Genomic DNA, 12,337 nt, shown 5'->3' on the forward strand with positions numbered 1-12,337 from the left:
GGGCTATTTTTTGCTTCCACTAGTCCTGGATAAGCAGAATGTGATGGGAAGTCCGCTGAAATAGAAATGGCTAACTGGAAAAGCTGCAGCTAATATTTATCGTCAGAGTCATTAAAGAACATTTAGCTGTATAACCTCACGTTAATCCAGACCAAAATCTACAAATTACAAAGAATGACCCGAATTAGATGGAGAAATTGCAGTTAGAAGCAAAAAACTGAAAACTTCAGAAGGAATAGATGTAGCTTATACAGTTACTTAATCTGGGAGGGAGTGATCTCGTTTGAGGAGCCAGGGGAATTCGACTCTTCCTCCAAACAAAAGCTGTCCCATGGTTTCTAGAAACCAATGGGACAGCTTTTGTTAACAGAAATTATATCATTAGTCCAAGCAATACGGCTGCAATCCAAGCGGAAGCAAAGCCGGACGCTCACAAGTGCTCTTCATTACATAATGCACGCCCTGCTCAGATGCGTCATGGAAGCCGTGCATAGCTTCCAGCACATGATAGGCGAGCTCACCGTTAGCGCGATGCTTACGGCCGGTTTGAATCGCCTTAGCCATATCAGCAGCGCCTACGCCGCGGGCATTCTCCGTATAGCCATAAGCTAGCGGTATCTCCGACCACTCATGTGATCCTGCACGGCAAATCCGAACATTGCCGCCGAAATTGTTAGGATCTGGGACGATCATTGTACCCCCGCTGCCGTATATTTCAATGCGCGGCAGCGTCGATCCGCCCTTCACGTCGAAGCTCGCCAGCAGCGTACCAATTGGTCCGGATGCGAAATCGATTACACCGGCAATATGCGTTGGCACTTCTACTTTTACCTTCTGACCGTATTTCGGCTTGCTCGTAATCGTTCTCTCCGGATAGCTTATTCGTGCCGAGCCTGTTACGCGTGCAATCGGACCTAGAAGCGCAACTAGTGCAGTCAAATAATAGGGGCCCATATCGAACATTGGTCCGCCGCCGGTCTGATAATAAAATTCAGGCGCCGGATGCCATGATTCATGACCGCCGCCTACTACGAAAGCGGTTGCCCCGATTGGAGTACCGATCCAGCCGTCCTCTAGCAGCTTAATGCTCGTTTGGATACCGCCTCCAAGGAAGGTGTCAGGCGCGCTGCCTACAAGAAGTCCCTTCTTCTCAGCTAGCGCTAATACTTCCTGCGCTTCCTCTCTTGTCACTGCGAAAGGCTTCTCTACATATACATGCTTCCCAGCCTCCAGAGCCCGCAAGCATACCGATGCATGCGCCTGAGGGATGGTTAAATTAATAATCATTTGAATATCCGGATCAGCAAGCAGTTCCTCTACAGAACAGCCGCGAATGCCAAATTCCTCGCCTCTTGCCTTAGCTCGCTCTACATCTAAATCCGCACAGGCCACAACCTGAAGCGCATCAAACCGATTGCCATTCTCCAAATAAATTCCACTAATATTACCTGTTCCGATAATGCCTGCTTTTATTTTCTCCATATTCGTCCGTCCCTCGTCCCATCTGCTATTGAAATATAATGATTATATTTAAAGCTGATTATCTGCCATACCGCTGTAAACAGCCGCTCCTGTGCCAGCTGCTTGTGCTTTGCCTTCGGCACACCATAGGAAGCCGCGTCGCATAAGCTCCTTTACCGTTGCAATTTCGATAATATTGGCTTGATGGCCTAGCGAGTTGTAATATACTCTTCCAACTCCCCAGCGCTTTGTCCATACAACAGGCATATCCACAGCTTTATTAAGTGAATGAGGGCCCGATACTACAGGAAAACGTGTTGTTGCGAGCACTTCAACGGCCGGATCAACATGCAGATAGTACTGCTCTGAGCTTACGACGAAATCTTCGATGCCATCGGTGAGCGGACTTGACGAATTATTAATATTCACCGTATATTCAACACCGTCATTGCCTGGATGAGCAACCCATTGCCCGCCAGTCATAAACTGCCAATCTACGTTTTCGCGGAACGCATCACACATGCCGCCATGGCAACCTGCCAATCCTACGCCGCTTTGCACCGCTGCTGACACATTGTTAACAAGCTGCTGGTCAATGCGCGCCATCGTCCATACTGGAACGATGAGATCGAGTCCCATCAGCTTCTCCGCGTCTGCGAACGCTTCCAGCGTATCCGAAACCTCTACTTCAAAGTTTTCTCCGACAAGCAGCTCGCGGAAAATCTCGGCCACTTCCTTCGGCTGATGACCATCCCAGCCACCCCATACAATCAAAGCCTTCTTCATTGTCTTTCCCTGCCTCTCAACACCGTTATTATATTTATCTATTAGGACAACTCGCTAATTGAAACCCAGCGGCGTTCGGCAATTGAACGATCTACGGCCTCAAGCACCTCTTGGCACTTCACACCGTCAACAAAGTTAGGTACAGGCTGGCGATCCTCAGCAAATGCCTGCATAAGCTCGTGCATCTCATGCGTGAACGTATGCTCATAACCAATCGTGTGTCCAGCAGGCCACCAAGCATCCATATAAGCATGAGCAGGATCAGTTGCCAGCACGCGGCGGAAGCCCTGTACATCCTCAGCATCATCCGTGAAATAAACCTCAAGCTCATTCATGCGTTCGAAATCAAACTTGATGCTGCCTTTGCTGCCGTTAATTTCGAAGCCGTTCGTACAGCGATGGCCTGCTGCGAAGCGCGTAGCCTCGAAGCTTCCAAGCGCACCGCCCGCAAAGCGGGTCATGAATAAGGTCGCATCATCAACCGTTACCTTGCCCCGCGGGCCATCCGAGCTGCCTTTTGCACTCAAGCCTGTCATCGCGGAAGCGATCGGACGTTCCTTCACGAATGTCTCACTCATGCCGATTACCTCTTCAAACTCGCCAACTAGGAATCGCGCCATATCGATAAGATGCGCTCCTAAATCTCCGTGGGAGCCAGATCCCGCAATTTCCTTCTGAAGGCGCCATACAAGCGGGAAGTTTGGATCAATGATCCAATCCTGTAGAAATACCGCGCGGAAATGAAAAATTTCACCGATGCGGCCATCCGAGACAAGCTTCTTCGCCAGTTGAATGGCAGGGGCAAAACGATAGTTAAAGCCGACCATATGCTTAACGCCAGCCTTCTCGGCTGCTTCAAGCATTTCTCTTGAATCCTCCAGCGTAAGCGCCAGCGGCTTCTCACAGAATATATGCTTGCCTGCTGCAGCTGCTGCAAGCGCAATCGCCTTATGAGCATCACTCGGTGCATTAATATCGATAAGATCTATATCATCGCGAGCAACAAGCTGCTTCCAATCCGTTTCTGAGCTTTCCCAGCCAAATTGTGTCCGAGCCTTCTCTAGACCTTCCGGGTCACGTCCGCATATTGCCTTCATCTCTGGCTTGATTGAATCCGGGAAAAACATCGGCAATGCCCGATAAGCGTTGCTGTGCGCCTTGCCCATAAATTTGTAACCAACCATGCCCACACTTACTTTATCCATTGTAAAACCACCTCTCGTTATATTAGGATGTTTCCCTCTGAACGAAGCTTACAGGCAGCATAACCTGCACCGTTTGGTTTATTTGTTCCTTATACTCCGCGTCAAGCAGCCTTGCCGCTGCCAGTCTGCCCATCTCGTAGAAAGGTACGGCTACCGTTGAAAGCTGCGGACTCATAATGCGAGAGCCATCTGAATCATCATAGCCGACCAGTGCGTAATGCACGCCTGCCTCTAAAGAGAACTGGCGCAAACCATGCATAAGCCCGATAGCCATTCGATCGTTGGCAGTGAAAACAGCGTCGATGCTGCCTTCCGTAATTTTGTTTGCGATCACCTCAGCAAGCTCACTACCGCTCTTACGGCTATAGTTGCCTATGTAAATGAGATCCTCCTTGTAGATGATGGCTGCTTCATTTAGCGCATTCTTGTAGCCTTCCAGCCGATCTGCGCTATTGGAATATTGTGCAGGTCCGTTAATGAATGCTACCTTTCGCTTCCCCTGCCTAATCAAATGCTGAACCGCGGCTCTGCTTCCCGCTACATGATCAGCATCAACAGCCGTATAGCGCTCATCGTCAAAACGTTGGTTCACCAGACAAAAGGGATAGCCCTCTTCCTTCAGCTCCGCAAGCGCAGCACGCTCCTCTGGCACGTCTTGTGAGCCGAGCACGATACATGCGTCAATCTTATGTGTCCGGAAAAGCTTGGCATAGTTTCTTGCGCCATCCGGTTCTCTGAAGATGAGCAGCAGGTCATAGCCGCAGCGCTTCGCCGTTTCTCCGATTCCGCTCAATATTTCCGAAAAATAATACGTTGAAAATAAATGAACATTCGGTACAAATGGCAGTATTACACCGATATTCCCGCTTTTCTGTCGAGCGAATTGCTGCGCAAGCGCACTCGGCACATACCCAAGCTCAGCAGATGCCCGCAGAACGCGTTCCCTAGTCTCTTGCTTGATTGGGCCTACGTTGTTCAATACTCTCGATACAGTAGCCTCCGAAACACCGGCCAGCTTCGCTACTTCTTTCCTGCTAATGATCTTTTGCCTCCTGAAAACGATATTCTATGTTGAAAATAATAATGTACACGCGTACATTATGGCATGAAAACGTTTTATCGTCAATAAACTTCTCGATATATAATTCCACAAATTTATCAGCTTCTCAAATATTCGCTTGCTGCTAATCCTCAGGAGCAAAACAGCTGTACATAAAAAACAGTCGAGCAGGCTTCTTCATCCTGTTCGACTGTTCACTTCTCTATGGAAAGGGCTCGCCCTTATCGTCTAAAAAGCATGAATCGCTGACTTACTTTTTGGCAATTTCATTTATCCAGTCCACTACAGCCTCTAAAGCATTCGCATCTTCACTAAGGCTCATTCGCTGCTCATATTCTTGTTTGTTTTCGTACAATTGCTCAATTCCTTTAATAAGAGTACCCGCAGTCAGCTTCTCCTCGTAGAGAACCTCGCAATAGCCTGATTTCTCGAACGATTGCGCATTCAATATTTGGTCTCCCCTGCTCTGCTCCTTCGTTAATGGAATAAGCAGCATCGGCTTTTTGAGCGCCAAAAACTCGAAGATTGAATTTGATCCCGCTCGCGATACGACAATATCTGTCATGGCCAATAGGTCCGGCAGCTGCTCATTCACATATTCAAATTGTTTGTAGCCCGGTTCAACAATGGATGTATTCACTCCATTTTTACCGCAGAGATGTACAATTTGAAACTGCTTAGTCAATCTAGACAATGCCTCTCTGACCGTCTGATTGATTCTGCGAGCCCCAAGGCTGCCTCCCATGATCAGAATAACTGGCTTGCTTCTCGTAAATCCGCAATAGGCTCTGCCGCGATCAGCATTTCCCTGCTTCACTTCTTCACGAATAACTGCCCCTACATGGCGAGCTTTGCTCTCCTTCAACATACTGCCTGTTTCCGGAAATGTCGTGCATACTCCTGTCGCAAAAGGAATTGAAATCCGATTCGCAAGCCCCGGTGTTAAATCTGACTCATGAATGAGAAGCGGAACCCTATTCAACCATGCGCCTATAACAACAGGCACCGAAACAAATCCACCTTTTGAGAATATTACATTAGGCTTTTGCTTCTTAATGAGTCGATAAGCCTGATAAAGACCTTTGACTACCTTGAAGGGGTCTTTCACATTCTGAATGTCCAAATACCTTCTTAGCTTTCCTGTCGATATCGCAAAATAGTTAACCTCTGGGATCGTGGAGATGAGCTGCCTTTCAATCCCGTTCTCCGACCCGATATATTGAACCGACCAGCCCTCTTTTAGAAAATGTGGGATTAAGGCCAGATTAACAGTAACGTGTCCGGCCGAGCCGCCCCCGGTGAACATTATTTTTTTCATGGTTGCCTAGCCACCTATCGTCATTTATCCATTTATTATACGGCTAAAAATATGATTTAGCACTCCAAAAAAAACATCCCCTGCCGCAAGAATAGCTTCGCTTTTGGCTGGGGATGTTTGCTTATTGCCATTATATTGTTGCTCTTAAGGCGCAGTTTCCAAAAACTTAGAAGTAGGGTTTTTGTCCATCGCAGTCCGCATCGCATATTCATTCTCGAATAAGACAACAAAATTGTCTTTTTTGTCCTTCACGAGCGTCGTATTGATTCGGAACTTGCTTGGATCTATGTTGTCATCGACGATCCAGCGAGCGAATTGGTACGTCAAACGGTACAATTGAATATCTACGCCGTATTCCGCCTTCATTCGATGCTCGAACACCTCGAATTGCAGTTGTCCAACTACGCCAAGAATCGTTTCATCGAAGTTGCCGGTTGATTGGAATACTTGAATGGTTCCTTCTTCCGTCAACTGGTCAATCCCCTTCTGATACTGCTTATGCTTCAATGCGTTTTTGACGGTTACCTTAGCGAATATTTCAGGCGAGAATGTCGGCAGCTCATCGAAAACAACTTCTCCGCCTTGCGATAACGAATCGCCAATCCGGAATATACCTGGGTCAAACAGTCCAATAATATCTCCTGGATAAGCAGTATCGACAATATCACGATCCTGCGCTAGAAATTGCTGCGGCTGGGCCAGCTTAATATCTTTCCCGTTGCGAACATGACGGACGCTCATTCCCCGCTCGAATTTGCCTGAGCAAATACGGAGGAATGCGATCCTATCACGGTGCGCCGGATTCATATTGGCTTGAATTTTAAAAACGTATCCTGTGAACTTCTCGCTCGTAGGCTCTACCATCCCAGTCGTGCTAACGCGTGAGGTCGGCTTCGGAGCTAGCTGGAGGAAGTTCTCCAGAAAGGTTTGAACGCCGAAGTTGTTCACTGCGCTTCCGAAAAATACAGGAGTCAGCTCGCCAGCTCGTACCTTCTCGAAATCAAACTGATCGCCTGCGACATCAAGCAGCTCCAGATCTCCGATCAGTTGATCTGTCAAATAGTCGCCTGCCATCTCACGAATGAGCGGATCATTATAGTCACTAACTGGACGAACCTCAATGGTTGAATGGTCATTTCCTTGAAACAGCTCAACCTGCGATTTCGACCGATCGTATACGCCGCATAGCTCGCGTCCCATACCGATTGGCCAGTTCATTGGCACTGCGCGAATGCCCAGCACCCGCTCCAGTTCTTCCATCAAATCGAACGGGCTTTGCCCCTCGCGGTCAAGCTTGTTAATAAACGTAAAGATCGGAATGCCGCGCTTGCGGCAAACCTGGAACAGTTTAATCGTCTGTGCCTCCACGCCTTTGGCAACGTCAATAAGCATGACGGCGCTATCGGCTGCTGTCAGTGTACGATAAGTATCCTCACTGAAATCTTGGTGACCAGGCGTATCCAGAATATTGACGCGGTGTCCCAAATAATCGAATTGCATCACGCTTGACGTGACCGAGATTCCCCGCTGCTTCTCAATTTCCATCCAGTCGGATGTTGCGTGACGGCTCGCTTTGCGCGCCTTGACTGACCCTGCAAGACGAATGGCTCCTCCGAATAGGAGGAGCTTCTCAGTTAGGGTCGTTTTACCAGCATCGGGATGTGAGATAATGGCGAAAGTACGCCGCTTATCTACTTCCTGTTTAATTTCTTCCTTTAACGATTGGCTCATGCTTGCCTTCCCTTCATTAAGCAGGATAAACGGCAGCGGTTATTTACCGTTGTTCGTTACCCAAATAACTTTGTCTTCCTCTTGACCGTTAACCGGCCACCAATGGAAGCCATCCTCTGCAAGCAGCTGATCTGCTGCTTCCGGCCCCCAAGAACCAGCTGGATAATGCTTCAAATCTGTTTTGTCCTCACGCCATGCTTGCGCGATGTGGTCTACAAACGCCCATGCTTGGGAAACCTCATCCCAACGAGTGAAGTATGTAGAATCACCGCGTACCGCATCATGAATAAGGCGCTCGTACGCTTCTGGCGTGTTCAAGCCTACTTGGCAGCTTTGGCAGAATTCCATTGCTACAGGCTGTATGGAATTGTTTTCACCAGGAGTTTTTGCATTCACTTTAATATATATGCCTTCCAGCGGATTAACGCGAATAACGAGCAGGTTCGGCGCTAAATCATGACGCTGTGCGAACAAAACGTTCTGCGGCATCGATTTGAATTCAATGACAACCTCAGTTGTTTTCACCGGAAGTCGTTTACCCGTTCTAATATAGAACGGAACCCCTGCCCAGCGGAAATTATCAACATTCACTTTGGCGGCGAAATACGTTTCGGTCGTTGAATCCTCGCTAACCGAATCCTCTTGGCGGTAGCCCGGAAGCTCTTTGCCTTTCACGTTACCTTCGCTGTATTGCCCGCGAACAACACTCTCACGAACATCATTGCTCGACACGTAGTTGCGCAGTGAGCGAAGCACCTTTACCTTCTCATCACGAATATCTTCTCCGTGCAAGCGGCTTGGCGGCTCCATTGCAATCATCGTCAGCATTTGCAGCATATGGTTCTGACCCATATCGCGGAGCGCTCCTGATTTGTCATAATAGCCGCCGCGGTCTTCAACGCCAACTGTTTCGGACAACGTTATTTGAACGTTCGCAATATGGTTATTATTCCATAGCGGCTCGAAAAATGCATTAGCAAAACGGATAACTTGAATATTCTGAACCATTTCTTTGCCGAGATAATGGTCTATGCGATAAATCTCTTCTTCCTTGAAAACTTGATTAATCTGCTCGTTCAGCTTCTGAGCCGAAGGAAGATCATAACCAAATGGCTTCTCAATTACGACGCGATGCCAACCGGTTGATTCCAGCAGTCCGCCGTCGCGAAGATTGAATGAAACAGGTCCGAACAGCGATGGCGCAAGTGCCAAGTAAAACAAACGGTTGCCTGGAATATTAAACTTTGCATCCAATTGCTCCGATAAACGGCTAAGCTCACGGAAGCCATCCACATTGTTAATATCGAGGGACATGTATACAAAATGCTCAGCGAAACGATCCCAAAGCTCTGAATCGTCTGCTTTATAGCGACAAAATTCTACAATTGATTCATACAGATCCGCACGAAATTGCTCGTTAGTCCGCGGACGTCGAGCAAGTCCTACAACGGCAAAATTTTCTGTAAGCTTACCTTCTTTATATAAGCTGAAAAGGGCAGGAAACAACTTGCGTCTAGCCAAATCACCGGTTGCTCCAAACAAATAATAGACAGCGCCCTCTGCGGCGACGGATTCTAGATTATTATTATAGGTCATTTGCCTCATTCTTTCCTATGAATTTTTATACAGCTATACATGATATGTAGTTTAGCATATCCATCCTTAATTCGCTATTCAACATATCATAAAAAATACTGATAAGGAACCTAATTTATTCTAATCCGCTTATTTTCATTTAAGCTCGTCCCTAGCAACCGCGCTGTAATCACCCGTAATGATCGGAACTCCGATCGTTAAAGCGATCTGATCCGAATTCCGCTCTTGATGAACCGCTATTTGCAAATTCGCCGATTTCCCGCCTCCTACATCAATAGTTGAACGGAGCATGCCTGTAAATAGCATTTCACTCATGATTCCTCCATCCTCGAAACGATCGATTTGCTTTGCATTTACCTGCTTCTTTATCTGCTCAGCAGCTAGCTTGTTTTCCGTGTATCCTTGCACCTTCATACTGCTCGTAAAATCAGGCGAGATTCTTACAACTTCCTTGGAAATCGATTCTGCCGCTTGCAGTAGCCTGATCTTATCCAACAATAAAGCAGGATTCGTCTCAAGGAGCAGCATCAGCTGCTCGCTTTCATAATCGTTTCCAATAAGGCTGATCGAGATCCGTCCTCCAAAAGCATCATCTACCCCCGATACTGTTTTTCCGTCATTTTGTACGATCTTCTCTATATCCTTGCCTTTTTCATCGATAAATAGCTTCTTAACAAGTGCATTCATCGCTCCCTTGTCGCCCTTTACATTCCAGCGTATCGTCCAATCCGCCCCGATCGAGCCGCTCTTAAGCTGAACATCGCTCGTTTCCCATAATACCTGCAAATCATGGTTGAGCATTTGCTCCGCAATCGCTTCTTCTTCCGTTTTCTTATCCGCCTGCCATAACGCTGCTGCAGCTCCTATTAGAATGACAAGCAGAGCGACCACAATTCCGGCTTTTGGTTTCTTCGAGTTCTGCTTCACAAATGGCCTTTTTGGAACAAAAGTCGTTTCCTTTGGAAAGTACATAATAACGCTCCTATTCTCTTATGAATGGGTAAACATCCATACGCGTTCGCCTGTGGGTGAATATACTGGTTGCAGAATTAGATAATCGTCAGGTTCAAAAATATAGGAGGTGCAGAATAACAAATGGAACAAATTTATCCGCTGCATGAGGATGTCGTGAAACGATATTGCGGGTATCCTGTTTGTGTGATTATGAATGACGGCTCACGCCACGTCGGCATACTCAGCTCTTGCCATGGCGGTCAAGTATGGCTTAATGCAGATGAGGCATCCATTCAAGGACATGAAGCTTCGTTAACTAATGTCCATTCCGACGTTTCAAAAAAGAAGAAAGGAGGTAAAGGTAATAAAGCCATTCACAAATCCAGTCAAACACAAGCGCAAACACAGGCTTACCCTTATGCCCCGTACGACAACGGTTATGGACCGCAGTACAACAATGGGTGGGGCTGGCCAGTTTTGCTTGATTTTGCATTAATCGCTTTCTTGTTTCTTTTACTGTAATGGACAAAGCGGCAATGCTCGAAAGAGAAGCGCCGCTCTCCTTTCATCTAATCCTAATATTTGAAGAAATAACATCAGTACCTACACGTTTCTACAGTCTTCGCATTTATCGTGTAGTATGCTGATGCTGATCTTAACCATATAGTGTAAGAGAGGAGATATATCATATGGCTTCGTCTATACGCTCAATAAGAGGTATTGAACGTTCAAATGCCTATGCACCCATACAAGCTGTCAGTCCTTACGCTTATTATCCTTATCGCGATTCCGAACCCCCGTTAGCTGCTCATGTAGATATGGATTGGGATTCTATCTATGAGCAAGCAGCAAACAGCGCTGCTAATTGGCTTCAGACTGCTAAGCAAGTTCAAAATGATTTGGAGCAGTTAAGCTGGCAGTTGAGCAGACAGTTTCGGGCAGGGGCTCCGATTATGGAAAGTATCCACGAAATTCCCGAGCTGCTTAATCATTTAGAATTACAATACAAGCTGCATTCTGATGATTTAATTCCTGAGCTATGGGAGAGTATTGAACAAGCACTGCAGCATCCCGCTGTGAAGGAGCTTGGTTTGCGCCGCAATCAAGAGGATTCGACGTGGATCGTTAACTCCATCCATATTCAAACATTTGAGCAATCCAATCAAATGAAACGTTTGCTTCTTGGATCAGACGGCATTATCACACGGTTGAAATACGCTTTAACATTTGCTGATTACCAGAAAGCAGCTGATCTTGTTCTTCCACAGCTAACAACGAGTCTTCCCTATGCTGCCTACTATGGCTCTATGCAATTCTATTCCCCATTGCCAAATGTCGGATTGATTTTTAATCGTTACTTATAGAGCATGGCTTCCGTACATAATTACAATTCGCTTCAACATATCTTTATCCTTCCTATTTTACTAGTATAATCCAATTAACCCGCTTGAACACAAAAATACCGGCAATACCATACAGGCTGCCGGTTAAAAGTGCTCATTTCATACATGAATGCTAATCAGCTATTCCTTGCTTAAGTGCATAAATAGCTGCTTGCGTACGATCATCTACTTCTAGCTTATGAAATATGTTTGTAATATGGAATTTCACCGTTTTGATGCCAATAAACAGCTCATCCGCAATTTCTTGATTGGAGCGTCCCTGCGCTACACGTTTAAGCACATCCATCTCACGCTCGGTCAATTCCTCATGCAGCGGCGTCTGCTCCTGCTGCTTAGGCTGACGGAAACGATTCATCATTTTGGCTGCAACCTGCGATTCCAATACGGATTGCCCACGAGCGGCGGCGCGAATGGCATCGGCTATTTCTGTCGCACGTGATGTTTTCAGCAAGTAGCTGAAAGCGCCTGCTTCAATAACTGGATATAGCTTGCTGTCATCCAAATAGCTGGTCAGCACAATGACTTTACATTCCGGATATAGCTCAAGAAGCTTTGCTGTTGTCTCAACTCCATCCATGCCATCCATTACTAAGTCCATTAATACAACATCAGGCCTATACGCCTGTGCTAAGCGAATGCCATCCAATCCATTGCTGGCTTCACCGACAACCTCTATGCCATCCTCTGTGTCGAGCACGGCTGCAAGCCCGATACGAACCATCTCATGGTCATCGACAAGCAGAACCTTAATCGGCTGATTCAATTGCTCTATTGTTTCCATAGCTTACTTACACCTCCCTTGCTTGATGAATTTTTTTATCCT

General features: G+C 46.8%; 11 protein-coding genes. 2 read left to right on the top strand and 9 right to left on the bottom strand.

Annotated elements, in window-relative coordinates; translation table 11 throughout:
* Positions 1-381 precede the first annotated feature (381 nt).
* The 8 genes from CEF13_RS22890 to CEF13_RS22925 form a co-directional block, all read right to left on the bottom strand.
* The gene (locus CEF13_RS22890) at positions 382-1,482 is read right to left on the bottom strand and encodes a Gfo/Idh/MocA family protein (RefSeq protein WP_102714337.1); all 1,101 of its coding nucleotides are present in this window, start codon (positions 1,480-1,482) and stop codon (positions 382-384) included.
* Between the two features lie 48 nt (positions 1,483-1,530).
* Positions 1,531-2,247: a ThuA domain-containing protein gene (locus CEF13_RS22895; RefSeq protein ID WP_102714339.1), complete on the bottom strand. Its 717-nt coding sequence runs from the start codon at positions 2,245-2,247 to the stop codon at positions 1,531-1,533.
* 41 nt (positions 2,248-2,288) lie between these two features.
* Positions 2,289-3,452 carry a Gfo/Idh/MocA family protein gene (locus CEF13_RS22900; RefSeq protein WP_102714341.1) on the bottom strand — a complete coding sequence of 388 codons (1,164 nt, stop codon included), beginning with the start codon at positions 3,450-3,452 and terminating at the stop codon, positions 2,289-2,291.
* 22 nt (positions 3,453-3,474) lie between these two features.
* Complete coding sequence (locus CEF13_RS22905; RefSeq protein WP_341806264.1) at positions 3,475-4,515, bottom strand: LacI family DNA-binding transcriptional regulator; 1,041 nt, start codon at positions 4,513-4,515, stop codon at positions 3,475-3,477.
* 247 nt (positions 4,516-4,762) lie between these two features.
* Complete coding sequence (locus tag CEF13_RS22910) at positions 4,763-5,830, bottom strand: undecaprenyldiphospho-muramoylpentapeptide beta-N-acetylglucosaminyltransferase (RefSeq protein WP_102714345.1); 1,068 nt, start codon at positions 5,828-5,830, stop codon at positions 4,763-4,765.
* A 144-nt stretch (positions 5,831-5,974) separates the two neighbouring features.
* Positions 5,975-7,561 carry a peptide chain release factor 3 gene (locus CEF13_RS22915; RefSeq protein ID WP_102714347.1) on the bottom strand — a complete coding sequence of 529 codons (1,587 nt, stop codon included), beginning with the start codon at positions 7,559-7,561 and terminating at the stop codon, positions 5,975-5,977.
* Positions 7,562-7,600: 39 nt separating this feature from the next.
* On the bottom strand, positions 7,601-9,157 hold the full coding sequence (gene zwf / locus CEF13_RS22920; RefSeq protein WP_102714349.1) for a glucose-6-phosphate dehydrogenase: 1,557 nt from the start codon (positions 9,155-9,157) through the stop codon (positions 7,601-7,603).
* A gap of 135 nt (positions 9,158-9,292) precedes the next feature.
* Positions 9,293-10,129: a YwmB family TATA-box binding protein gene (locus CEF13_RS22925; protein ID WP_102714351.1), complete on the bottom strand. Its 837-nt coding sequence runs from the start codon at positions 10,127-10,129 to the stop codon at positions 9,293-9,295.
* 123 nt (positions 10,130-10,252) lie between these two features.
* On the opposite strand from CEF13_RS22925, the gene CEF13_RS22930 reads away from it, so the two are divergent.
* Positions 10,253-10,633 (top strand): hypothetical protein, encoded by a 381-nt coding sequence (locus CEF13_RS22930; RefSeq protein WP_102714353.1) that lies wholly within the window; start codon positions 10,253-10,255, stop codon positions 10,631-10,633.
* 167 nt (positions 10,634-10,800) lie between these two features.
* Positions 10,801-11,475 carry a hypothetical protein gene (locus CEF13_RS22935; protein ID WP_102714355.1) on the top strand — a complete coding sequence of 225 codons (675 nt, stop codon included), beginning with the start codon at positions 10,801-10,803 and terminating at the stop codon, positions 11,473-11,475.
* A gap of 151 nt (positions 11,476-11,626) precedes the next feature.
* On the opposite strand, the gene CEF13_RS22940 is transcribed toward CEF13_RS22935, so the two are convergent.
* Complete coding sequence (locus CEF13_RS22940) at positions 11,627-12,295, bottom strand: response regulator (RefSeq protein ID WP_102714357.1); 669 nt, start codon at positions 12,293-12,295, stop codon at positions 11,627-11,629.
* Between the last annotated feature and the right edge of the window lie 42 nt (positions 12,296-12,337).

This window comes from Paenibacillus castaneae (assembly GCF_002884445.1).
GTDB lineage: Bacteria > Bacillota > Bacilli > Paenibacillales > Paenibacillaceae > Pristimantibacillus > Pristimantibacillus castaneae.